Raw genomic sequence first — 25091 nt, 5'->3', positions numbered from 1 at the left:
TAGCCAAATGTATCTGATCATTGAACAATCAGACATGATTATTGTTTATGCTCATAGCAAACCAATATGTTAGTCATGAAAAGCTTGCTGCTCTGTTTGTTGCTGCCCTTTTTTTTCCAGGACCGATCCTACACCATAGGAGAGGTGATGCGTAATGCCAGGCAACTGCAGAATGACAGCACACCGGTTAAGATTACCGGCTATGTGACGAAAAAACTACGCGACAATAATTACCTGTTTGAAGACAAAACTGCAGAAATTCAGATTGCTATTGACCCCAGGTATCTTCCCCGAAAACCATTCAATGACAGAGATGCGGTGACCATCAAAGCCCTGGTACAATACGAAATCAACAAACCCATTACCCTCAAAGTAAATCAGGCGGTTAATAACGATTAACGGAGATGACTATATGATTTTCACCACGAAGCTGTAAATACTCCTCATACTTACCAGGATCACAATCACTGCTACCGCTACCATAATTGTTTTGGCAGAAATTTTATTGGATACCCTTGCTGCAATAGGAGAGGCAATAGCGCTGCCTACTACCAGCCCGAGTACGGCGTCCCAGTGCACATGATAAAGTACGGTGATGAAAGTGAGGGAACTGAGCATAGCAATAAAAAAGCGGGTAGCCTTGACCGTGCCCAGTGAAAAACGGGGGTGTCTGCCGCCGGCAATCAGCGACGATAATACAATAGACCCCCAGCCGCCACCGCCAATAGCGTCTATAAAACCGCCGCCAAAGCCCAGCAAACCAATTTTCTTTATTTTTTTAGTGACATGCTTTTTGCGTTGTGCCCGGATAGCCCGTAACAGGATCACGGTACCCAGTGTCAGCGTATACAGCGATACCAATGGTTTGGTATACATCGCATAATGTTCCAGGGAAGATAAGAGGTAAGCACCTATCACCGCTCCGGCGATACCCGGCAATATCAGTATTTTGAAAAGCTTTTTGTTGACATTGCCCATGCGCTGATGCATCCAGCCTGCAATACCGCAACTCAGGATCTCAGAAATATGCACCGCTGTACTGGCGGATGCCGGCGGAATACCCATGGACAGGGAAAAAGTAGTGGAAGTAATGCCGTAAGACATGCCTATGGCGCCATCAATCATGGCAAATATAAAACCAGCTATCAGAAAATAATAAAAAGTAGGAGGTACGTCTTCTACATACGTGCGGAATGCAGGTGATTGCCACCAGGAGATACCCAATATAATCGCTAATAGCAGAATGCCCCCCAAACCGTATATCCAGCGCTGTTTTTTGTAAGCACGGCTTTCGTTGGCGTTGCTGTTTTCGGGTGGCAATGATGCCTTTGATACTGTTGTGGTCGTGGTTACCGGGGTAACCAGGGTGGTAAGTTCTTTCTCCATTTTTTATAATGTGCCGGCCTTAATTCACCACAAAATACATAAACTCTATGAAATAAGTAGACTACTTGCGAAAAAATTACGAATTACGAATTATGAATTACGGATTTGTGGGGAGATCATGCATGAGGGAATCTCCCCACAAATCCGTAATTCGTAATTCATAATTCGTAATTCCCAAAATACTCCAACGTATAAAAATTGATTTACCTATATTTGGGGTTGCGAACCAATCTACGAACTACATGCTTTGGCAACTTTTCTGGACAATTATATTAGTGCTATTAAACGGATTCTTTGTTGCGGCAGAATTTGCCATTGTTAAAGTACGTTCTTCTCAAATCAACAGTAAAGGTGGTGTAGCCAGTAAAAGGGCTACTGCAGCCGCTAAAAGCGTGTTAAGTAACCTGGACGGTTACCTGGCCGCTACTCAGTTGGGTATTACCCTGGCATCCCTTGGTCTGGGTTGGGTTGGAGAATCCGTGATGACAGCCATCGTGCTGCAGGCAATGGAAAAGCTGGGAATCACCGCCATTTCTGCCGCTGCCGTACACTGGATATCTGTTACAATTGCATTTACCATTATTACCATATTACACATCGTTTTCGGGGAGCTGGCGCCCAAATCGATGGCCATCCGTAAACCGTTGCCTACCACATTGGCCGTAGCCATCCCGCTGCGCGCCCTGTTCGTCATCTTCCGCCCGTTTATCTGGATGCTCAATGGCTTAGCCAACAGCATTCTCCGGATGATCGGCATCAAGCCTGCCGGTGAATCAGAAATTCACTCTGAAGAAGAACTGAAACTGATCATTTCCGAAAGCCAGGAAGGCGGCGCCATCGAAGAAACAGAACGGGAACTGATCCAGAACGTATTTGAATTTGACGACAGCCGCGTAAAGGAAATCCTCACCCATCGCAAAGATATTTCTGCGCTCGACATTAACCTGCCCCTGGATCAACTCATCGACCAGGTGATCAAAGATGGCTATTCCAGGTATCCTGTATACAGCGGTTCCCTCGATGAACTGAAAGGCGTGGTATATACAAAAGACGTGGTGAAAGGTGTGCACGAAAAAACGCTGCAGAACCTGAAGGATATCATGAAGCCAGTATTTTATGTACCAGATAGCATGAAAATAAAAGATCTGCTGCGTACTTTCCAGGGCCAACGGCTGCAAATGGCTGTGGTGACCAATGAATTCGGAGATACCGAAGGTATTGTTACCATGGAAGATATCCTGGAAGAACTGGTAGGAGATATACAGGATGAACATGACCATGAAGCGCCTATCGTAGAACAGAAAGATGATAACTTCATTGTAGACGCACATGAATACCTGGCAGATATCAATGAATTATTACCTTATCCGCTGCCAGAGAGTGAACATTATGAAACACTTTCCGGTTTAATTAATTATATACACGGAAATATCCCCCGCGAAGGTGAGGTGATCATGATTGAAAATTATGAAGTGCTGATCCTGAAAATGTTCCGTAGTTCTGTTGAGAAAGCAAGACTCAAACTGATCCGATAAAATATTTTTATGGAGAAGAAAATCCTCCACGTCCTGGAAGGACGTGAAAAGCACATTACCGATACAGAGGTAGTGCGGCAATCACTGCCCACTATGCAGTTCCGCTTTGCCAATCCCTTTATTGTAGTGCATCATATGCCTGCAAAGTATTTTGCCCCCGGATCTCCGGAAGACAGGCTCCATCCGCATCCCCACCGCGGTTTTGCGCCGGTTACCTTTATGTTGCAGGGGCAAGGCTATCACCGCGATAATGCCGGTAATGCCATGACAGTGACCGGTGGCGATGTACAATGGATGTTTGCTGGCAGCGGTATCCTTCACAGCGAAGGCCCCTCCACCGAATTTCTCGAAAAAGGAGGCAACTACGAACTACTACAGTTATGGTTTAATGTACCCGCTGCCCATAAAGGTGAAGCACCCTGGTACCAATATATAAAAGGTACAGAAATGCCGCCGGTAGCGGAGAAAGAAGGTATACATCTGACACTCATCAGCGGTGACTATGAAAATAAAAAAGGTCCGTTAAAAAATTTTACGCCTATTACTGCAATATGGGGCAATGTGGAAGCTGGTAAGGAAGTAACGCTGACGGCTACACGTGGGTACTGGACTTTGCTGTATGTAATTGACGGCAGCTTAAGAGTGAATGGTACGGAGGTGAGTGGATATCACCTGGTAGTTTTTGATAAGGAAGATGAACAGTCAGATGTTCATATAGAAGCCCTGGAAAGTACCCGCCTGTTGTATCTTTCCGCAGAACCCATCAATGAACCTGTAGCCGCAAAAGATAATTTCGTGATGAATACTTCTGAAGAAATTKATCAGGCAATKGAAGATTATAAAAATGGTTTATTCGGTACACTCGAAAAATAATTATACAATTTATAGGGAGAAGTGATGGTACTTCTCCCCATAATCATTCACCACCCTACACTGTATCTTTTCGCGGTCTCCAGGTAGTATCTGTTTTCTTCTTATCTTTTTTATGATGTCTCATTGTAGTATCCAGCGGTTTTGGTGGAAATGTATCCTGCTGGAAAATCTCAATGTTGTTATTTTTTACCGGAGCAGCCTGCGCAGCACGATCCGGATCTCCCTTAAAGAAAATAAACACGGTGAGTATGGCCATTAGACCAATAGTGGCTGGAAGGTTTTTCATATAGTTAAGATTTATGTCCAAGGCTATAAATGCAGATATCATGCTCCAATTTATCTGCAGTGTCCAATTTGTTATAATCACCTGAGCATTCTTCAGTTGTCTCTCTTTTTTAAGGCTGTCACCGTTTGGGGAACGCCATTTTATTGTGGACATTGTCCGACAATCAGTGGAAAGGGGGTAACATTCCCGTCCGTGCCCGGCGCTCCGAATGGGGAAAGGAGTGAGGCACTGCTTTTGTGGCGCATTGGATATTGTTCACCAAAATAGTTTCTTATGAAAGGTACCAGAAGTGAAAATACCCGGCAGAGTAAACAGCAACATTTCTCCAACATGCCTAAACCTGAAATCAGGGACAACCTCGACAGCCGGAAAAATGAAGAACAGGATTTCAAGGGTAAAGATATTACCCATAACAGCAAAGACACAAAAGAACATAAGCACAAAAAACATTAACGAAAATCTTCCCGGGGGCACTTCCCGGGAAGATTTTTACATTACTCCCGCACGATCAAAATAGTAATAAATATGAGGAATGATAAAATGATCCTGGCTGGTTTCCTGGCAGCTTCTATTTTCCTGGCCTGCAACAGCCCCATGCAGAACAAGCAAGAGCAGGCAGCGCATGATTCCGCCAATGCCCCGCCAAAGTCACCGGATACAGGCGAGCCTATAACCATGCAGCGCGATACTACCTACGGCGACTATCATATCAGCGTTATTACCCGTGGCAATGGCTATATGCGGGACCTGGTTCTGGCCATTGGCAGTAAAAAAGATACAACGGTGGCAGATAGTATTACGGAGAAGGATGTAAAGGGACAATTGAAAGATGTAATGATAGCGGACCTTGATGGAAACGGCCAGCCGGAAATCTATTTCGCTATGCTGTCTGAAGGTACCGGCAAATATAGAAAGATCTATGCATTCGACCTGAGAAGGCCCGTTTCCCGTATTAATACCAATTCCATTGATACCATGCAGCAACTGGCTTACCGCGGACATGATACTTTTTATATTAAGGGAAAAAACCTCGTGCGTACTTTCCCTGCCTTCCGGGAAGGAGGTCCTGACGTACTGACCGCCAACATAAAAGGCATCATTTTATACGATCTCAGGAAAGAAAAAGATACGTTGAAGTTGTTGCCCGCAAAGTAAGCAGAAGGCAGAAAGCATAAAGCAAAAAGCCCTTGAAGCGAATGATCAGCGCAGAGACTTAAATCTTTGCTCTGATCATTCGCTTCAAGGGCTTTTTGCTTTACGTCTTCTGCTTATTTCTTGTAAGCTATTCCTTCCTTATCCCAACGTGCATAGAAAAATTGTAATGCCTGCTGAAACTGGGTAAAGTTTTTATTAGCAGGTACCGTCCAGCCGTCTTCGGCGTAGGCCGCCAGTCTTGGAAATACCTGGCGGTTCATCGTTTTTACATCTGGTATCCATTCCCCCCACATCTGACACCCGGTACCCAATATTTTTGAATAATATTTAGGATCCAGCCCGGCAGGAATCGGATCAAAGCTATAGGCTTTTTCCAGCGATATTTCGTTGTAGTCATAATCCAGGTAGGTAGAAGCGTGGTAAGAATTCACCACATCATATCCTTTGGAAACGGCCTCTGTGATCAGTTTTAACTCTCCTTTCCAGAACTGAACAATGGTGCCTGGCGCCAGTTTTTCTGTAGCAGAGGCATCTTTGCTATCTGTAAATTCATGCAGCTTGCTGCCCATAATTTCATTCCAGCCAGCCATGCGGCGGCCTTTTTTAGACAGGTATACTGAAATATTATTGGTGAAGAAAATCTGCAGGTCGGCAGGAGAGGCCAGCTTATGCGCGGCCATATAGGATTGTACGCCGGCATCCGCTTTCCATTGGTCATATTTCACCTCGTCACCGCCAATATGTATCACTTTGGACGGGAACAGTGCGCTTACTTCATCCAGTACATCCTGCAGGAAGCCGGTTACTTTTGGGCTCGTTACATTAAAAACATCATAATGCACCCCAAATGTGCCAGGAACCTTAATAGGTGTCTCCTTGGTGCCTAACCACGGATAAGCGGCGATAGCGGCGCTGGAATGCCCCGGCATTTCTATTTCCGGCACAATAGTGATGTGTCTGTCCGACGCATATTTGATAATGGCTTTGATTTGCTCCTGAGTATAGAAGCCTTCATGTACTTTCCCATCAAAATTTTTGCTGTTCCAGGTACCGATTTGGGTAGAATCACGTTTTCCACCCACAGTAGTCAGTAACGGATATTTTTTTATTTCAATACGCCAGCCCTGGTCATCGGTCAGGTGCCAGTGAAAAACGTTCATTTTCAGGAGCGCCATTTCGTCCAGTAAATGCTTTACCGTTTCACTGCCTTTGAAGTAGCGGCCTTCATCCAGCATGAATGCTCTCCAGGGAAAGCGCGGTTTATCTTTTACGGAAACGGCATCTATCGTATAGGTATTTCCGTTAGCTGTAATCAACTGACGCAGGGATTGGATACCATAAAAAATGCCATTGTTGGTGGCGGCGGTAATGGTGATGCTGCCGGGGTTTACGAGCAGCTGATAACCTTCTGTACCTAACTCCTGCTTCAGTTTTTCGTTTAAGGTTAAACGGATAAAATCACTTTTAGCGGCAGGTTTGAGTGAGAGGGAGAGTCCATATGTTTCCTGCAACGCCTGTTGCAGTTGGTTGGCCTCGCCGGCGCTCTTGCCTGGAATGATGGCAGTGGCGCCGGATAAAGTGAAGGTGCCGGATAATGTTTTTACTTCCGATGGCTGCGGAATAATATTGATGGCTTGCAGCTGCATGGCACTTACTGATAGCAGTAACATGATGGCACTGGCCAGAGTGTTGCTTAGTTTTGACATACGCAGATTTTAATTGTTCACTTGTTTAAGGCGAGAAAATACAAATAAAATCCCGTGATTTTAAAAAAGCTACGCTAATGCTATTTGTTCCCTGGAAACCGAAATATCAGTGATGGCCTCAGAATAAAATACCGGTGGCACATTTTTCAGCGGTAACAGGCAATCTACGGCTTCTTTGTCGGTACTGCGGAACCAGCGCTGCTGCGTTTTTGTTTTATCAATAAAGTAGAGCTTCCCTAATTTATAGCGGAAGCTGTCTTCTTTATAAATACTGCTCATTTCCACAATCACTTCCAGCTGATGCTCATCATCTGTTTTGTGATACGCATATACGTATTTACCATCGCTGCCTTCGCTGAGCTTCCATCCTTTTTGTTCCATATATCTGTTCAGGATATCGCTTTCCATGGAAATATCCTCGAAGTCGTGTACCAGCGTGGTATAAGCCTGCTGAGGAGGGAGCGCAGCCACCGGTCTTTCCAATTGAGGAAAGACCGGCATAATCTGCAATGTTGAAAATTTCTGCTTCCATTGCTGCAGGGTAGACGCATCCAGGTAAACTGGATGGAGTATCCGTATTGAAGCATTTTCCGGGAGCGTAATGGTAGTATCTACTAATGTCAGCTGGGTACCATCTTCCCGGCAATAGAATGTGGTAATCAGTTGTTCCTGCTCATCAAAGAGGCCCCATGCCATGCGGGTAGCGTATACAAACATGATGGGATGCTGTAGAAAGAGTTGTTGCCATTGTGCAGTACTCCACTTTCTTTGAATTACGAGGAAGTGTTCCATGCGGGGGGATTGCGACTTCACAATTTCCGCGACTTCTTTGGTGAGTGCCTTGAATGATTCCCTTACTTCACTGGAAGTGGCTGCTGGTATGGCTTTTAAGTGACGGTTGTTGTCGTTGAGATAAGCAGGTTTGAAGTTGCTATCTAAAAATGCACGATAGACATCCTGCTTTACCTCAAAATATTTAAACCGGCCATTGAAGCCGAAATCAGGTATGATCCGGTCGCCAAGTTCATGAATAGTGAGGCCCATTTCTGTAGCCGTATTTTGCAGGGCTGCCAATGCGGCTGCACCTACATTTGATTTGCGGATACGATATCTGCGCGACAGGAATTCCACCTCTCGCAAAGCAGGGGCGCTACCCTGAATCGCCAGGGCGGCTACACCATGTTCGGCCATCTTAAGGCGTTTGGTGTCTATCCAGTATTGAATGGCGCTACGCAGGTTTGTTGCCAGCACATCATCGCCTACCAGGGCGGCTAACGTCATCAGGTATTTGAATTTTGCATCGCCTCCCTGATCCATATAAACCTGGAACAGGTGTGCTGCAAAAGCCCCGCTGCTGGAGCGGTCGATTAAACGCAGGAGCGGTTTTGCTTCTACGTCAGCGCGAATTTCGGTCACACGCCCCATCCGGTACATCAGGAAACGCACCATATCAGTGGAGAGCATGTCGCCATTCAACAGGTAGAGTGGAGGCAGCGCGCTGTCGTCCAGCCATTTTTCGGCTGGTTTGGAAAGCTTGCCTCTTTTCTTTGCATAAGCTACTAACTGTGTTACAATGGCCATGTCATCTTCACCGGTAATAGTATGGTCGCCCAGCGTTTCCAGCATCAGATCCCGTGCATCATCGTTTACTTCTTTCTGTAATATTTGTTGCAGCAATGTCAGTGCATGCGGATTATTGAGTCTGCATAGGATCTGCACGCCGGTAAGACGTTGATCTGCTTTTGAACTTAATAATAGTTCTGCAGCCTTTTCAAGTGCCAGCGGATGCTCCGCCAGAACAACGGCAACGAGCGTACGAACAGATTTCAGCTTGTGGAGGGTAAACGGCCATAACTGATCTATGTAAAGGGAGCCAGGTAAGCGGGTCAGTGCCGGCAATACCACTTTTGCATCGTAGTCATTCTCCAGTGCACTCATTAATAAGGATACGGCGCCTTCTTTGAGTTCATCTACCAGCAGATGGAAAGTATCCGGGTGCAGGTAGCGTTTTTCAGAAAGGTAACTATCCAGGTAGTGGAGCAGGTTTTGACGGTCATGCTGTAATAAGGCGCGAACCGCCAATATGCCCGATGGGATGATGTCAGGTATCCATTGGCCTGTTACCAGTGATCCGGTTAATGCGCGATCGTCCATGCCTGTCTTTGGCAGATCCAGGTAATCATAGGATGTTTTTACCAGCCTGTGATGATATTTTTCCGGGAGATGATGAGCCAGCAGATGATAGCCTTGCAGGGCGGCGGCATAATCCGGTAGTAAGTAGGCTTTGTCAGTAGCTTTTTCGATTAATGATTCATATTTCTGCAGATTGTTTTGCAGTAATACTTTGGATAGTTCGTGCTGGTCGGGCAGATTGCCGGTTTGCAGCAGGATGTTTTCCAGGTAGTCCATTTCACGTTCCGGATGTGCTTTGGAAAGGAGACGGTAGAACAGGGAATTCCAGTTTTTTTGTTTCCATGTAACGAGGTAGTCATCGATCACATGTCGTTCTGCGCTTTTGATCAGGTCCTGTAAAAATTTGCGCAGGGGCGTAAATTTCAATGGTGCCAGGTCGAAGTTGTTGCCATCACTGGAATAGCTGATCAGTTGTGATCCTATTTCTTCCGGTGTGCAGCCTCTTTGTTGCAGGAAGCTGGTGAAATAGCTGAATCGTAGTACAATAGAAGAGGAGGTGCCTGGCATGTCCATCATAGGAACGATCCTCGTCAAAAAAACATGTTTGCAGACCTTCCAGGTGTTAGGTGCTGCGATGAGTTGTAATACCAGGCGGTCATTGTCGTTCCAATGTTCCGGTACCTGAAGTAATTGAATAAATAATCCGAGTGTGGTGGCGTCTTCGTCTGAGTTAAATACGGGTGGTTGAAGTGTTTGCCCTGTAAGGAAATCTACCCCGGTCCGTATAGGTTCATTGTTTTCATAGATAGTCAAGTTCAGTCTTTCAAGCAGAGGTAGTATGTCTTCCTTTTTGTACGGCATAAGGTATAAATAGATTCATTTATTTTTTCAGCACAATATCTTCTTTTGCGGCCCATTGTGCAACATCCTGTTTGCTCAATGCCATGGCCATCATATCCGGGAATTTATCCGGTGAACAGGCGAATACGGGTATTCCCAGGTTGGCGAGAAACTGCGCATTTTCGTGATCGTAGCTTGGTGCGCCATCATCGTTCAATGCCAGTAATACGATTACCTGCACACCTGCTGCTGCCAGGTCGGTAAAGCGCTTACGCATGTTTTTTTCATCGCCTCCTTCAAAAAGGTCTGTGATCAGTACCAGTACGGTGTCGGTGGGCCTGCTGATGATTTGTCCGCAATATTTCAGTGCGGCATTAATATCAGTGCCACCGCCCAGCTGGACGCCAAATAACAGTTCTACCGGGTCCTGTAATTCTTCCGTAAGATCGGCAACGGCTGTGTCAAAAACAACCATTTGTGTTTTTAAGGCAGGGATAGATGCCATGACCGCTCCGAAGATACCGGAATATACCACAGAAGTGCCCATAGAGCCGCTCTGGTCCAGGCATAACACTACTTCTTTGAGTGCTGACCTTTTACGGCCGTACCCAATCAGTGTTTCCGGGATAATAGTTTTATAGGCAGGTTGATAGTGTTGCAGGTTTTTCTGGATGGTCAGGTGCCAGTTTACTTCGTTATGGCGGGGACGCCTGTTGCGCATGCTGCGGTTTAAGCTGCCACTGATGGCCTGTTGGGTAGGCTGCGACAACTTTTTCAGCAGATCGTCCACTACCTTTCTGACTACCTGCCGGGCTGTGTCTTTGGTTTTTTCCGGAATGACCCGGCTCAATGTCATCAGGGTAGCCACCAGGTGTACATCGGCCTCCACATTTTCCAGCATCTCTTTTTCAAAGAGCATTTGGGTGAGGTTGAGGCGCTTCAGTGCATCCTGTTGCATCACCTGTACCACGGAGGAAGGGAAGTAACTGCGGATGTCGCCCAGCCACCGGCTCACATTGGGTGAGGAGGGGCCTAAGCCACCCTGCCGGGTGTTGTCGTACAACGCTTCCAGTGTTTTGTCTACCTGCAGGTCCGTTTTATTCAACGAAAAGGCGGTACCATCATTCTGGGCTCCACCCAGCACGAGCCGCCACCTGCGAACCTGTTCTTCATGCTCCATCTGCTAACAATTTTGAGTCATTCAATCCCAGCATTTGCATCACTACCGGAATACCCCTGGCACCGCGATCATTGTCGATGCCTCCTATGGTAGCGGCTTTTATGCTGGTGCCGCTGCCACCGTTCTTCACTTTGTCGCCCAGTTTTTTTCGTTCCGGGCCGGTAAAGTTAGAAAAGGTGCGGCGTAATAACGGCAATACCTGTATGAAAATATCATTTTCCAGCTGAGAAACCCAGTTATGTACCATTCCCCATAGCTCCTCATCCAGCAGCAGCAAGGTGCCGCTGCCTCTCAGGAAGCCTTCCAGCCAGGCGGCTGCCAGCGATGGCGGGTTGGCGATGGACATGGATACACTAAAGGCCTTGCTGAGCGCTTCTCCCGTGATCACTTTGGCATCGAACAACAAACGCGTGGAATATCCGGCTATCATGGGGGCAGACTGCTCATTACGGGATATCGCCAGTAAGGTTTGCTGCCAGGAGCTGTCAAGATCTTTGTCCTGCAACAGGCTGATGGCATCATTCATGGCGTAGAAAAGATCCAGTAGTGCCAGTGCCGCGTCTTCCGCCACGGAAGTACAGGCAGCTGGTAAACTGATACAGATACGGCCAATCATGCTTTCGGTGATATCATTTACCAGGGCAGCATCCGTTTTCCGTACGTTGCCATACCGGCTGATATTTACAAGGGATGGAATGACTTCCATCAGCTGCAATACATCTCCCGAAGCTGCCGCCAGGTTGTTGATGCGATGAATCAGCACTTCCACAATGGCCGGCAGTTCCGCCGGTATAGCTGATTCCAGCATTTTACATACCTGCTGCAGGGTGCTGGTATTTTCGGCGCTATGGGTCACATAGCGGGTGGTAGCTTCCGCTACCGTATTTCCCCAGGCGCCTTTTTCAATGATGTCTATTGAAAAAGCAGGGTCCCATTGCAGTCGCCATTGCTCCTTAAAAGTACCTTTACCTGCTATCTCGGCACGTTTGCCCCAATAGATCTCCAGTAACTGCAACCGGTGCAGGAAAATACTTCTTTCCAGGTCGGTGTCCTTGCGCAAATCCAGTACATAGTCTTTGAAATCTGCTGTCTGTGGTAACCTTAGTTTCTTCTGCCATTTGGCAATATCTGTTTGCAGTGGAGGAGTAGGCACCTCTACAGGCACTTTCCCGATGCGGTTGCGTACAATGAGCTCATCCCGTATGAGCTGCATGAGGATACTCTCCCCGTTACACAATACACTGAGGGTGGCTTCATTCAGCTCTTCCAGTCCGGGGCGGGAATAATGCCGGAGGGATGCCAGGGAGTTGGCTAACCGTACCGCTTCCATCACATGTGCTACGGAGGTATCCTGTTGTTGTTCCCTGAAAAGTTTTGCTACCAGCGCCATCCAGCGGGTGCCATCATCGGTGGGGTGTTCCCAGATATGTTCATACCATCCCGGTGAGGGAATGCCGGCGCCGTAACCGCTCTCGTAACTTAAACGGCTATACGTCCATGGAATCCAGGTGCATTCCACTTTTGCTTTAGGCAAGCCTTTCAGGAGGTCGTTGTCTTCTTTTTGCCTGGGCATGTTTTGCAGTGCCGGCGCATGCCAGGCGCCACATATCACAGCAATCCGCTGGAACATTTCCTTTTCTGCCAAACGGATACACTTACGCATCCATGCTTCCCGGAGTTGTTCCCGGTAATCTTCTCTCCGGGGTAATTCTTCCCGAAGGGCCTGCATAGCATCGTTTACCGCTTCAAACACAGATGCCTGTTCCAGGCGGTATTCAAACATATGTTCCCACCATCTTTCTCCGTCATCATAACCGGCGGCCGCAGCCAGGTGTGAAATAGGATCACGCTGAGGGATAAACGAAGTTTCGGGTGCTTCTGTAAGAACTTCTTCGTTGTTATTGCGCGCATTGTTATGGTAGCGGGAAGTAGTGCGGAGGGATACATTATTTAATGTAATAAGGGGAGTATCCGTTATATCTCCGTCAGGAATTTCACCCGGTCCTTCTCCTGCTGCCTCCTCTGCTGCTTTTGCCGCCGCCTCATTTTCAATTCCGAATACATGTGCCAATGGAAGATCCATGAAGCGGGCATGTATGCGATGTTGCTTTGCATATAACATGGCTTGCCACTCCGGCGAAAAGGCCGCGAACGGATAGAAGCAGGCTTTCTGCGGACTATCCGGCTGATAGGCAAGGATGGCTACCGGAGGCTGCAAATCCTCATGGCCTGCCCATTGCAGTAAAGCATCTGCTTCCGGTGGTCCTTCTATCAGCACAATATCCGGTTGCAGCTCTTCCAGAAAAGCTTTTACATTCCTGGCAGAACCAGGTCCGTGGTGCCGGATACCTAAAATATGTACAGACATATGTAGCGCTTAATCGTAAAATAAACTTGTTTTCTGAGGTTGGTATCTCTAGAAATCACAAAATTACAAATTGCTGATTATCAGTTTATATGAAATGGTTGATTGGTAATAAACAATAAATAGAAACGACTAATTTATGCTGCAGCGAGTGATCTGTCTGCATCATCTTCATTTCTATCTCCATCATTCGTCAATGGCTATTTATTTTGTCATCATCCACTCATGATGGATACAATTTCCAACCCTTCCAGGGACCAACTTTACCCTAAACTAAATCCCTGCAGGCCCGGTATACGTCTTTCCAGTCTTCCCGGGTTTTCACCACCGTTTCCAGGTATTCCTGCCATACCAGTTTATCCTGCACCGGATCTTTCACCACTGCACCGATAATACCGGCGGCCAGATCTGCTGCATTCAGTCTTCCATCACCAAAATAGGCAGCCAGGGCTAACCCATTGTTAACCACGGAAATAGCTTCTGCCGTACTCAACGTGCTGCCGGGAGATTTTAGTTTTGTTTTACCATCCAGTGTCACACCATTGCGCAGTTCGCGGAAGATGGTAACGATACGACGGATTTCTTCCAGCGCAGGTTTTTCTGCCGGGAGTTCCATCACTTTTTCGAAGCTTTCCACCCGTCTTCTCACGATATCAATTTCTTCTTCCATAGAATCAGGTACCGGCAGTATAACGGTATTGAACCTACGTTTTAATGCACTGGATAATTCGTTCACCCCTTTGTCACGGTTGTTGGCCGTGGCAATCACATTGAATCCTTTAGTAGCCTGTACTTCTGTATTCAGTTCCGGGATAGGTAGTGTTTTTTCAGACAGAATGGTAATCAGGGTATCCTGCACATCAGCGCCTATACGGGTCAACTCTTCTATTCTGACTACTTTACCATCCTGCATGGCCCGCATCACCGGCGTTTCCACCAATGCATTTTTAGACGGTCCTTCTGCGAGGAGGCGGGCATAGTTCCAGCCGTAGCGGATACTTTCTTCACTGGTACCGGCGGTACCCTGTATGATCATGGTGGAATCACCGCTGATGCCGGCTGCCAGGTGTTCACTCACCCAGCTTTTGGCGGTACCGGGCAAACCATATAACAACAGCGCGCGATCTGTAGCCAGGGTAGCCACGGCAATTTCCATCAGGCGTCTGCTGCCAATATATTTAGGAGTTACTTCAAAACCATTTTTCAGTTTGCCGCCTATCAGGTAGGTGACTACAGACTGGGGAGATAACAACCAGTTATGCGGGCGCTTTTCGGAGTCCTGCTTTTTCAGTTCTTCCAGCTCTTCTGCAAAAAGCTGTTCGGCATGATAACGTAAAATGTCTGACATGGGATGTTGATTTAGCTTTTAGCTGTTGGCCTTTAGTTATTGGTAAGGGGTTTCAGCTGTTAATATTATTTGTTGAAACTCCCGGGTAGCTGGCTTTTAGCCTGTAAGAGCCGGCCCAGGTGAACTTTTATATTATTCCAGTAGCCTACATGATAAGATTCTGTTGGCACAATATCATCGAGCGTAGCAGTGATGGCTACGGGTATCTGACGGATCACATTATTCATGAACAGCTGGTTATAGGTATAAGGTTGTGTGGCCGCATACCGCATTATCCTGGTACATAAAGGCACACTCCATTCCTCCGGGTTGTTGCTGGCATATTTGATGATCGTTTCCGGGTGTTCATCAAAGAATTTCTCGCTGAACTGCTGTTGTTGATCTGTTGGCAGCATCGGAATGATATCAATATAGAATGTTTCACTGTACTGCATAAACGTAATGGCCCGTTGCCGATCCTCAAACCAGGTAATGGCTTGCACCAGCGCCGGTACGAAGGGTTGCAGTGTTTCATATTGCCCGAACAGCCTCATTACTTCTGCGGTAGACCGCCCGAAATGGGTTTCCCAGCGGGAAGGATCTACCAGGCTGATTAACTGATAGAGGATATGTGTTTCGTCTGATACCTTTTTATTATTGCTGAGTTTTTCGATACCACTCTGAAAAATACGGTCGTCTTTTAAGTCCGGCAGGGCTATCACTATATGGCCATCATCCTGGAGCTGTATTGCTCCGGCTAATACCTGCCAGTATTGCTCATGCAGGGAAGAACCAGGAAGTTTTTTCAGCAGGCGGATGACGGTTTCTTTTACCTGCTTGCTTTTTTCGCTTAGCAAAGATTCCAGCCATTCAATGTCTGTTTCATGTGGTGGCTGTTCCAGCACTGTCAGTAACTCAGTTTTTACAGTGGCGCTTTCTTTGGACCAGGTTTGCTCCAGCCAGGTGCGGGCCATAACGGGATCCGTTGCACGTAATTCTTTCAGTGCTTCTACCCGTTGCGCGGTAGCGCCATTTTCCCATCTTTCTTCCAGTGTTTCTGCCACCCGGGAAAAGTTCCAGTCGGGGTTAAATTGCCCCAGCCATTCGGCGCGATAACCACCGGCAGCAGCGGTGAGTACCCGGAGTGATTTATTGCGCCATGCTTTATCCAGCATCACGGGTAACTGCGCAGGAGGCAGCAACAGGTTAGCTTTGGTGCAGTATTCCAGCCATAGTTGCAGCAGTTGTATGCTGTCTGTTTCCAGTACGGGTTGCAATACGCGGATAGCTGCAGGCGGACAATAGGATTTGGTTTCAGCAGCACATACCGCTATGGGTTGAATGGCAGCAGTCACCGGTTGGGTACCACTTTGCCGGTAATTATAGACAACGGACGCCAGTTGCAGGAACTGTTCTTCTTTATCAGCCGATGCGTTGCCGAGGATTTGCTCTGCTGCCGCCTGCAGCGGACCATTCAAGCCCTGGCTGTCGGCTTGCTTTTTGGCGGTTCCCAGCAGGGCGGTATTGATGATATTATTCCAGCGCTCCATTATAATATTTTGTATTCATGTTCATGCCATACCCCGATTGGTTCATACTGCATTTCCCGGCCGGTAACGGCCATATGCAGCGGGGTACCTCCGCTAAGCGCCAGTAGTTTCCAGATATGCGGGAATCCTTTTTTTACCGGCATCAATTGCTGCCGGCTATCCTGCAGCCACCATTGTTCCTGGTGCCATACCGGGGTGAGACCCGCAATCGTATATACCTGGTCGTTATACACCGGCAGTACGGCGCAGATATCAGTTTGGGCAGATACCACTTCTTCCCATCCGGCAAAACCACTGAAGGTATGATCCGGGGGAACTGTCATTTGTTGTTTAATAATGGCCCGGAGTGGTGCGGCAGAAGGGTAGTATACCAGTTCTGCCGGGATGGTGGTGCCGGGGGTAATAGGATTGGCGATAGTGCTCTGGCCGCGTACAAAAAACTGCAGTATCAATGCACGGCGTTGTGTACGGATGCCGTATAGCCAATACCGTTCTACTACAAGACGGTCTTCTTCTGTGGTTTGTTTGCCCAGTACCCGCCAGGTGTCTGTAACACCGGTTTGTTCTTTCAGTTCTTCCTGAGCTTGTGCAAAACCAATCAGACTGCGAATATCCTGCTGTAATGGTTCCGGTAGCTGGTCGAGGTGCTGATAGCCCTGAATCACCAGGTAAATGCGTATCAGCTGGTTCATGAAAATGGTTTGCCACCCTTCATGGAAGTAGCTGATATCGGCGAGTTCGCGCATCATGGCAGCCAGGCCGGGGGCCTGGGCATCTACCATACGGCGAATCATATTTTCAAAGAAGGAGGGATCTTTTTCAGGCAGGTCCATGATGCCATTGCGTACCAGGTCTTTTATCCAGCGCAGTAGTTCCGCAGTACCATCGCTGACTTTCTGCTGCCTGGCCTGTTGTCTTTTGGCCTGGGCGGTGGTGTCTACCTGTTTGTCAGTTGCGCTGGCGGCTACTGTTTTCTTTTCTTCTCTTTCGGCACGTTTGGCTAACCATTCGCTGACCCATGCAGGAGGTGTTTGTTCCGCAAAGGAGTCGGGCTGCCTGGAATATTGCAGTAACAGTCCCAATCCATGTTTGCAGGGAAACTTACGGCTAGGGCAACTACATTTGAATGCCATGTTACCGGTATCTATTTGTGTCTGGTATGGTTTGCTGCCGCTACCCTGGCATTCTCCCCATAACGCATTATCGCCAACGCCTTTGCTGACCCATTTGGCCGGGTTGGCCAGGTCTTTCCCGGATTTACGGGAAGAGTCATCAGGCGCCATAGCAAGCACTTGTTCGTCGGATAGGTTCAATGGATTAACGATTTAAGGCACAAAGTAAATAATTCCATAAAATAAAAAACCAAATATCAAATAACACTACGCAGTGTATTTGGTATTTGGTTCAATATCTGGTATTTTTTATTGCTTAAAGAAAGCCCAGTTCCAGCTTTGCTTCTTCACTCATCATTTCTTTAGTCCAGGGTGGATCAAAAGTAAGATGTACATCTACGTCAGAAACGCCTTCAATATTTCTTACTTTTTCATCTACTTCGCGGATAATATCTCCTGCCACCGGGCAACCGGGCGCAGTAAGGGTCATATCGATACCAATCCGGTTATTCTCCTTGATCTTGATTTCGTATACCAGTCCAAGTTCCATGATGTTCACCGGAATTTCCGGATCAAACACGGTTCTCAGCTGTGCTTCTATCAGTTCTCTTAATGTTGCTTCACTCATTGCTGGTTAATTTTTGCCTGGTAAGCGATGGAATACAGCTTCATTTGTTTCAGCATACTCAGTAACCCGTTGGAACGGGTAGGGGAGAGATGACTGCTCAAACCAATGGCGTCAATGAAATAGATATCTGCTGCTGCAATGTCTTTTGGCGTATGCCCGGAAAGTACATAAATCATCAGGCTGACCAGTCCTTTGGTGATGACTGCATCACTGTCGCCGGTAAAAAACAATTTCCCGTCTTTCAGTTCTGTATGCAGCCACACACGTGATTGACAGCCTTTGATCAGGTTGTCCGGTGTTTTAAATTCTTCTGCAATGAGTGGTAATTCCTTACCTAACTGGATGATATATTCATATTTATCTTCCCAGCTGCCCATCATCGAAAAATCCGATACTATTTCTTCCTGTATTTCCTGAATCGTCATATTCACCTGTTTACAAAAGCATGGAGGCGGCTCTTTTAATGCCGGCTACCAGTTTGTCTATTTCTTCCCTGGTATTATAAAAAGAGAGTGATGCACGAACGGTACCGGGGATCTTAAAGAGATCCATCAGCGGTTCGGTGCAGTGATGTCCTGTTCTTACAGCGATACCTTGCTGATCCAGCAGTTCGCCCATGTCAAAAGGGTGAATGTTGTGTACCAGGAAGGAAATCGCACCACTTCTGTTGGCCGCATCTCCGATAAAGCGGATACCATCAATTTTACGGAGTTCCTGCATTGCATATTCCATCAGTTCTTCTTCCCATTGCTGGATATTGGAGATGCCGGTCTTTTGTAAATATTCAATGGCAGTCCCCAGCGCAATGGCGCCTGCAATATTAGGGGTACCGGCTTCGAATTTATACGGTAATTCGTTATAGATCGTTTTCTCGAAAGTGACGGTCTTGATCATATCGCCACCACCCTGGTAAGGGGGCAGTTTATCCAGCCATTCCTTTTTGCCATAGAGCACACCGGTGCCGGTAGGTGCATAAATTTTATGGCCGGAAAATGCGAGGAAGTCTACATCCAGGGCCTGCACATCAATACTGATATGTTGAATGGCCTGTGCGGCATCCAGCAGTACCGGTATATTTCGTGTATGCGCCAGCGTGATGATATCCTGTACCGGATTCACGGTGCCCATCGTATTGGAAACGTAGGTAACGGCAACCATTTTCACGGAGTCGTCCAGCATGGCTTCGTAGGCATCCATCAGCAGTTCACCGCGCTCATTGATAGGGATTACCTTCAGTGTGGCGCCGTTTTCTTCGCAAACAATCTGCCAGGGCACTATATTGCTATGGTGTTCCATGGAAGAAATGATCACGCTATCGCCTGCCTTCAGGAAACGACGGCCCATGGTATTGGCTACCAGGTTGATACCGTCTGTAGTGCCTTTGGTAAAGATGACTTCGTGTGGATCTGCTGCGTTGATAAAGCCGGCTACGGTGATACGGGCTTTTTCGTATGCATTCGTTGCTACCTGGCTCAGGTGGTGTACACCCCGGTGCACATTGCTGTTATATTCTTCATAGTAGCGGGCTTCCGCTGCTATTACTACCTGCGGCTTCTGCGTGGTTGCTCCGTTGTCGAGGTATACCAGCGGTTTGCCATGTACCTGTTGCTGCAGAATAGGAAAATCCTTTCTGATCTGCGTTACATCCAGGCCGGCGGTCACTATGTTAGCAATATGTTCCATTGTAATTTTAGTTATTCATGATCTCCGCAATCTGCTCCTGCAGGTAATGTTGCAGGGCTGGTACCTTTATGGCATCTGTAATGTCATGAGAGAAAGCATTTACCATCAGCGCTTTTGCCGCATCTTCACCTATGCCACGGGAGCGCAGGTAGAACATGGATTCTTCGCTGAACTGACCGGCAGTAAAACCATGGCTGCATTTTACATCATCGGCATATATTTCCAGCTGAGGCTGAGAGTTAATATCTGCTTTGTTGCCCAGCAGCAGGTTATTGTTCTGCTGGAATGCATTTGTTTTCTGCGCTTCCTGGTGTACCAGGATTTTACCGGTGAATACGCCATTGGCATTATCCAGCAGTACGCCTTTGTACAGCTCATTACTGTTGCAGTCAGGCATGATATGATCCATGAAAGTATGGTTATCTACATGCTGATGTTTGCTGGCAATATATAAACCGTTCAGATTAGTTTCAGTATGACTGCCATTCAGTGCCACGCTCAGGTTATTACGGGTGAACGGGGTATTGGGCAGTGTGAAATTAAAATGATGATAACGGCTGTCTTTATGTTGCTGTGCAGCAGTGGTATGTACTTCGCGGAAGCTTTCTTCTCCTTGTTGTACATTATAATGCCACAGTTCTGCATTTTCCAGTATCACGGTTTCCAGTACACTGTTGGCAAAAGCCACAGTAGCGGTTTCCGGATGAACAGAGCTTTCGATAATCGTAGCGGCAGCACTTCTGTTCAGTACCCATAAATGACGGGGCTGAATAACAGCGTGCGCTGTGCAGGAATATACGTGTACTACGTGTATTGGTTTTTCCAGTACAGTATTGGCAGCCAGTTCTATATACAAACCATCTGCGAAGAGGGCGGTATTTAACTGGGCCATTGATTCGCCGGCCAGGTGTTTCTGTTCGTTGAAATACGTAACAAAACCAGGAGCAGTAGTGTTTGCGCTCATTGCGCCCACCGTGATGCCTTTACCTTCGGGCAGGGTAGACTGATCTGCCTGCAGGTGGCCGTTTACCAGTACTATACGGTAGCAATCCAGTTCAGGAATTGCTTTGCTTTCTGCTACCGCAGCGGAAACCGGTGTAGCAGTGGTCAGCAATTCATATGGAAATTCTTTCAGATAGCGCTGAATATTCGTGTAGCGCCATGCTTCTGTTTTCAGCGTAGGAAGTCCTGTTGCTGTGAAACGCTCCAGCGCCTTGCGGCGGATGTCGTGCAGTGCTGCAGTAGCAGGAGTGGATACCTGTGCTGACAGTGCATTTACATCTTCCGTTAACGCCTGGTAAAATGGCAATATCATATCGCTTGTCATAATTCGTTTTATACAGATTCTTTCAAATGTAATTCCTCTTTCAGCCAGTCGTATCCTCTTTCTTCGAGTTCCAGTGCCAGTTCTTTGGTACCGGTTTTGATGATACGGCCATTGTATAATACATGCACAAAGTCAGGTATGATATACTCCAGCAGGCGTTGATAGTGAGTAATCACTACGAAGGATTTCTCTGCATCACGTAATTTGTTTACACCATTTGAAACAATACGCAGTGCATCGATATCTAATCCGGAATCTGTTTCATCCAATATTGCCAGCTGTGGATCCAGCATAGCCAGTTGGAAAATTTCGTTACGTTTCTTTTCACCACCACTGAATCCTTCGTTCAGAGAACGGTTCATCAGGTTGGAATGGAAATCTACCAGTTGTTGTTTTTCTTTGGTCAGCTTCAGGAACTCTCTTGCTTCGAGGGCAGGGAGGCCTTTATACGCCCTGATTTCATTCAGTGCAGTTTTCATGAAGTTGAGGTTAGAAACACCGGGGATTTCAACAGGGTATTGAAAAGCCAGGAATACACCTTCACGGGCGCGATCTTCCGGAGCCATGTCCAGCAGATTTTTGCCGTTGAACCATACCTCACCTTCGGTGACAGTATAGTTATCACGACCCGCCAAAACAGAAGCCAATGAGCTTTTGCCGGAACCGTTAGGTCCCATGATAGCGTGCATTTCTCCTTTGTTTATTTCGAGATTAATGCCTTTCAGAATTTTTTTCCCTTCTACTTCTGCGTGCAGATTTTTAATCGTCAGCATGTTTGTTTTTTTCGTTCTGTATGTATTAGTTGGATAATGAATTATCCAACGCTTCCTTCAAGTGTAATAGATAATAATTTCTGTGCTTCCACTGCAAATTCCATTGGCAGCTGGTTCAGTACTTCTTTCACATAACCGTTTACGATCAGGGCTACCGCTTTCTCACTGTCGATACCACGTTGATTCAGGTAGAAGATCTGATCTTCTCCGATTTTGGAAGTGGTAGCTTCATGTTCGATCATCGCCGTTTTGTTCCTGGATTCGATATACGGGAATGTGTGAGATCCGCATTGGTTACCGATCAGCAGGGAGTCGCACTGAGTGAAATTGCGGGCATTGTCTGCACGGGGACCAACGGATACCAGTCCGCGGTAACTGTTGTCGCCACGACCAGCAGAAATACCTTTGGAAATGATGCGGCTTTTGGTGCCTTTTCCGATATGGTGAATTTTGGTACCGGTGTCAGCAATCTGTTTGTTACGGACTACTGCTACGGAATAAAATTCGCCTTCAGAATAATCACCCTGCAGAATTACACTGGGATATTTCCAGGTAATAGCAGAACCGGTTTCCACCTGTGTCCAGGAGATTTTGCTGGAAGTACCTTTGCAGATACCTCTCTTGGTCACGAAATTATAGATACCACCTTTACCGTCTTTATCACCGGGATACCAGTTTTGTACGGTAGAATATTTTATTTCAGCCTGCTCCATGGCTACGAGTTCCACTACTGCAGCATGCAGTTGATTTTCATCACGCATAGGCGCCGTGCAACCTTCCAGGTAACTTACATAGCTGTTGTCGTCTGCAATGATCAGGGTACGTTCAAACTGTCCGGTGTTCTGCGCATTGATACGGAAGTAAGTGCTCAGTTCCATCGGGCAACGAACGCCTTTCGGAATGTATACGAACGAACCATCGGAGAATACCGCAGCGTTGAGCGCAGCAAAGATATTGTCCGTATGAGGCACCACACTACCCAGGTATTTTTTTACCAGGTCAGGATGTTCCTGCACCGCTTCACCGAAAGAGCAGAAAATTACGCCCATTTCTTTCAGCTTGCCTTTGAAGGTGGTTGCCACAGAAACGCTGTCAAATACAGCATCTACTGCTACGCCGGTCAGTGCTTTCTGTTCGTTCAGGGGAATACCCAGTTTGGCGAAAGTCGCCAGCAGTTCAGGATCTACTTCATCCAGGCTGTTGAGCGTTATTTTCTTTTTTGGCGCTGCATAATAAGAAAGTGCCTGCAGATCAAGCTTAGGCATTTCAAAATGCTGCCATTTAGGGAATTCCATTTTCTTAAATGCGGCAAATCCTTTCAGGCGCCACTCCAGCAGCCATTCAGGTTCATTCTTCTTCGCCGAAATAAAACGGATGATATCTTCATTCAGCCCGGGAGGAGCTATATCCATTTCAATATCGGTGCTAAAGCCAAACTCATACTCCTTATTGGCTATATCATCAATTATTTCGTTACTGTTGATCATACAAGTTTAAAATTTATACCCCGAAGCTTTCGCCGCAGCTACAGGTTCTGGTTGCGTTAGGATTGTTAAAGAAAAGGCCTTTGCCGTTCAGTCCATCGGAAAAGTCCAACTCTGTACCATACAGGTACAACAGGCTTTTCATTTGTACCACTACTTTAATGCCTTTATCTTCAAATATCTGGTCGCCTTCCTCTTCTGTTGCTTCAAATTTCATCACATATTCGAGGCCTGAGCAACCACCACCTTTTACGCCTACACGTACAAAGGTACCCGGCGCATGATGTTCTCTTTCCATCAGCGCTTTGATATATTCTCCTGCTTTTTCTGAAACGGTTATCATACTCAGAATTTGTTTTGATTAGCTATCACCGGTTTCCCGGTGTGTTTCCACGATTTATCCTTCAATACCTGCTACCACATGCGACTTTGCCGCACACAGTAGCTGCACCATCGTATCCAGTTTGTTTTTATAAAACGCAGTCAACCCGCGGGTTTGCGGGTCATACAGGTTATCTTTTAAAATAGGCAGGGAATATGGTAATACCCATGCTCTTAAGGCCTTCGCCACTGCATCCATCGCATTAATACCCTGCATGGCCTGTGTGCCGTCTGCCCAGGAGAGCAAAGCTACAACCTTTCCTGTTAAATAAGGACGCTGGTTCTTACTGGTCATTTCCAGCCAGTCCAGGCAGTTTTTCATAGCACCTGTCATGCTGCCATGATATAATGGTGTCATCCATATATGAAGATCGGCCTTGCAAAACGCTGCACACATCGCCTCTACTGCGGGCGGTTTAAGCCCCGCTTCCTCTTGGGAAAAGAAGGGGATTTGTGTGTTACCCAGACTAAATATCTCAGGCGAAAACCCTTTTTCCTGTAATTTCTCCGTCAGATACACCGCCAACTGGTTAGAAGTGGCATAAGGACGGTCATCTATAGCACCATTAAATATCAGGACGTTCATTAATATCTAATATTTAGAGATTTAAGTGATTATGAGATTATGTTTTGATGGACTACCGCTCACAATCATCAAAATCCCAAAATCTTTTTTTTAGCTTTCACAAAAATACCGATATTTGATAATAAAACAAGTAATAACTTGGAAAATTATCCAATACGAACCAAGAATGCTGCCGAACGGTTTTTGACATTGCTCAAGACCCGGGGACCGCTGTCTGCAGCCGAACTGGCGAGTGAATTGGGTATTACCGGAGAAGGTGCCCGGCTTCAGTTGCTTAAACTGGCAGAAGAAGGTTTGGTGCACTMCGAAAGCACGTCCAGAGGCGTTGGACGCCCCGTTTTAATCTGGAGTCTCACCCCATTGGGCAATGCCCGTTTCCCGGATACACATACCGAACTCAGCCTGCAATTAATACAGACCATTAAAACTGTTTTAGGCAAGGAAGCACTCGACAATGTAGTCAATGCAAGAGAAAAAAATCAGCTCGAAAAATACAGCAGCGCCCTGCAGGGTGTAAACGGCCTCGAAAACAGGTTGACTTCGTTCGCTGCCATCCGCTCCGGTGAAGGCTACCTGGCAGAATGGAAAAAAGAGGGCGACACCTACTTCTTCATAGAAAATCACTGCCCGATCTGTTGTGCCGCCTCTGAATGCGATAACATCTGTACCTCCGAAATGAGAACATTTGTCAGCATCCTCGGCGAAAAAATGAACGTGTCCCGTATGGAACATATCATCAACGGTGCCCGCCGTTGTGTTTATAAGATCGAAGCAGAATAAT

23 protein-coding genes are annotated in these 25091 nt (G+C 46.8%); 6 read left to right on the top strand and 17 right to left on the bottom strand.

Annotated features, from left to right (window positions below; all coding sequences use genetic code 11):
* Window positions 1-75 precede the first annotated feature (75 nt).
* Window positions 76-399, top strand: a complete 324-nt coding sequence (locus tag AC1DCV_RS05190; protein ID WP_477022177.1) for a NirD/YgiW/YdeI family stress tolerance protein — start codon at window positions 76-78, stop codon at window positions 397-399.
* A gap of 9 nt (window positions 400-408) precedes the next feature.
* Here AC1DCV_RS05190 and AC1DCV_RS05185 read toward each other — a convergent pair whose 3' ends face one another.
* Entirely contained in the window at window positions 409-1386 is a 978-nt protein-coding gene (locus AC1DCV_RS05185; RefSeq protein ID WP_477022176.1) for a sulfite exporter TauE/SafE family protein, read from the bottom strand.
* Between the two features lie 242 nt (window positions 1387-1628).
* Between AC1DCV_RS05185 and AC1DCV_RS05180 the strand changes: the two genes are divergently transcribed.
* Together AC1DCV_RS05180 and AC1DCV_RS05175 are read left to right on the top strand one after the other, a co-directional pair.
* Window positions 1629-2921: a hemolysin family protein gene (locus AC1DCV_RS05180; RefSeq protein ID WP_441575875.1), complete on the top strand. Its 1293-nt coding sequence runs from the start codon at window positions 1629-1631 to the stop codon at window positions 2919-2921.
* A 9-nt stretch (window positions 2922-2930) separates the two neighbouring features.
* Window positions 2931-3794 (top strand): pirin family protein, encoded by an 864-nt coding sequence (locus AC1DCV_RS05175; protein ID WP_477022175.1) that lies wholly within the window; start codon window positions 2931-2933, stop codon window positions 3792-3794.
* 55 nt (window positions 3795-3849) lie between these two features.
* Here AC1DCV_RS05175 and AC1DCV_RS05170 read toward each other — a convergent pair whose 3' ends face one another.
* Window positions 3850-4080, bottom strand: a complete 231-nt coding sequence (locus tag AC1DCV_RS05170) for a hypothetical protein (protein ID WP_477022174.1) — start codon at window positions 4078-4080, stop codon at window positions 3850-3852.
* A gap of 273 nt (window positions 4081-4353) precedes the next feature.
* Between AC1DCV_RS05170 and AC1DCV_RS05165 the strand changes: the two genes are divergently transcribed.
* Together AC1DCV_RS05165 and AC1DCV_RS05160 are read left to right on the top strand one after the other, a co-directional pair.
* Window positions 4354-4533 (top strand): hypothetical protein, encoded by a 180-nt coding sequence (locus AC1DCV_RS05165; RefSeq protein WP_441575878.1) that lies wholly within the window; start codon window positions 4354-4356, stop codon window positions 4531-4533.
* A 72-nt stretch (window positions 4534-4605) separates the two neighbouring features.
* Window positions 4606-5235: a hypothetical protein gene (locus AC1DCV_RS05160; protein ID WP_477022173.1), complete on the top strand. Its 630-nt coding sequence runs from the start codon at window positions 4606-4608 to the stop codon at window positions 5233-5235.
* Between the two features lie 113 nt (window positions 5236-5348).
* Here AC1DCV_RS05160 and AC1DCV_RS05155 read toward each other — a convergent pair whose 3' ends face one another.
* The 15 genes from AC1DCV_RS05155 to AC1DCV_RS05085 form a co-directional block, all read right to left on the bottom strand.
* On the bottom strand, window positions 5349-6941 hold the full coding sequence (locus AC1DCV_RS05155) for a beta-N-acetylhexosaminidase (RefSeq protein ID WP_477022172.1): 1593 nt from the start codon (window positions 6939-6941) through the stop codon (window positions 5349-5351).
* A 69-nt stretch (window positions 6942-7010) separates the two neighbouring features.
* Window positions 7011-9935: a DUF4132 domain-containing protein gene (locus AC1DCV_RS05150; protein WP_477022171.1), complete on the bottom strand. Its 2925-nt coding sequence runs from the start codon at window positions 9933-9935 to the stop codon at window positions 7011-7013.
* A gap of 19 nt (window positions 9936-9954) precedes the next feature.
* Window positions 9955-11094: a VWA domain-containing protein gene (locus AC1DCV_RS05145; protein WP_477022170.1), complete on the bottom strand. Its 1140-nt coding sequence runs from the start codon at window positions 11092-11094 to the stop codon at window positions 9955-9957.
* Window positions 11084-13462, bottom strand: coding sequence for a DUF5682 family protein (locus AC1DCV_RS05140; protein ID WP_477022169.1), 2379 nt, complete (start codon window positions 13460-13462; stop codon window positions 11084-11086). The genes AC1DCV_RS05145 and AC1DCV_RS05140 overlap by 11 nt, the downstream gene beginning before the upstream one ends.
* Before the next feature lie 265 nt (window positions 13463-13727).
* Entirely contained in the window at window positions 13728-14807 is a 1080-nt protein-coding gene (locus tag AC1DCV_RS05135) for an ATP-binding protein (protein WP_441575884.1), read from the bottom strand.
* Window positions 14808-14872: 65 nt separating this feature from the next.
* Window positions 14873-16336 (bottom strand): DUF5691 domain-containing protein, encoded by a 1464-nt coding sequence (locus tag AC1DCV_RS05130; protein ID WP_477022168.1) that lies wholly within the window; start codon window positions 16334-16336, stop codon window positions 14873-14875.
* Window positions 16336-17649 (bottom strand): SWIM zinc finger family protein, encoded by a 1314-nt coding sequence (locus tag AC1DCV_RS05125; RefSeq protein WP_477022167.1) that lies wholly within the window; start codon window positions 17647-17649, stop codon window positions 16336-16338. Before AC1DCV_RS05125 ends, AC1DCV_RS05130 begins: the two co-directional genes overlap by 1 nt.
* Before the next feature lie 115 nt (window positions 17650-17764).
* The gene (locus tag AC1DCV_RS05120; RefSeq protein WP_441575887.1) at window positions 17765-18076 is read right to left on the bottom strand and encodes an iron-sulfur cluster assembly protein; all 312 of its coding nucleotides are present in this window, start codon (window positions 18074-18076) and stop codon (window positions 17765-17767) included.
* Window positions 18073-18501, bottom strand: coding sequence for a SufE family protein (locus AC1DCV_RS05115; protein ID WP_441575888.1), 429 nt, complete (start codon window positions 18499-18501; stop codon window positions 18073-18075). Before AC1DCV_RS05115 ends, AC1DCV_RS05120 begins: the two co-directional genes overlap by 4 nt.
* Window positions 18502-18511: 10 nt before the next feature.
* Window positions 18512-19759 (bottom strand): aminotransferase class V-fold PLP-dependent enzyme, encoded by a 1248-nt coding sequence (locus AC1DCV_RS05110; protein ID WP_477022166.1) that lies wholly within the window; start codon window positions 19757-19759, stop codon window positions 18512-18514.
* Between the two features lie 7 nt (window positions 19760-19766).
* Entirely contained in the window at window positions 19767-21086 is a 1320-nt protein-coding gene (gene sufD / locus AC1DCV_RS05105) for a Fe-S cluster assembly protein SufD (protein WP_477022165.1), read from the bottom strand.
* An 8-nt stretch (window positions 21087-21094) separates the two neighbouring features.
* Window positions 21095-21859 carry a Fe-S cluster assembly ATPase SufC gene (sufC, locus tag AC1DCV_RS05100; RefSeq protein ID WP_331963425.1) on the bottom strand — a complete coding sequence of 255 codons (765 nt, stop codon included), beginning with the start codon at window positions 21857-21859 and terminating at the stop codon, window positions 21095-21097.
* A 41-nt stretch (window positions 21860-21900) separates the two neighbouring features.
* Window positions 21901-23346, bottom strand: coding sequence for a Fe-S cluster assembly protein SufB (gene sufB, locus AC1DCV_RS05095; protein ID WP_441575891.1), 1446 nt, complete (start codon window positions 23344-23346; stop codon window positions 21901-21903).
* Window positions 23347-23359: 13 nt separating this feature from the next.
* Window positions 23360-23686 (bottom strand): HesB/IscA family protein, encoded by a 327-nt coding sequence (locus AC1DCV_RS05090; RefSeq protein WP_133808162.1) that lies wholly within the window; start codon window positions 23684-23686, stop codon window positions 23360-23362.
* A gap of 54 nt (window positions 23687-23740) precedes the next feature.
* Window positions 23741-24310: an NADPH-dependent FMN reductase gene (locus AC1DCV_RS05085; protein WP_477022164.1), complete on the bottom strand. Its 570-nt coding sequence runs from the start codon at window positions 24308-24310 to the stop codon at window positions 23741-23743.
* A gap of 138 nt (window positions 24311-24448) precedes the next feature.
* On the opposite strand from AC1DCV_RS05085, the gene AC1DCV_RS05080 reads away from it, so the two are divergent.
* Window positions 24449-25090, top strand: coding sequence for a helix-turn-helix transcriptional regulator (locus AC1DCV_RS05080; RefSeq protein ID WP_477022163.1), 642 nt, complete (start codon window positions 24449-24451; stop codon window positions 25088-25090).
* Window position 25091 lies beyond the last annotated feature (1 nt).

This window comes from Chitinophaga sp. 10T418 (assembly GCF_056394125.1).
Note: the sequence above shows the minus strand (reverse complement) of the source record. Positions and strands in the feature narration are given on the sequence as shown.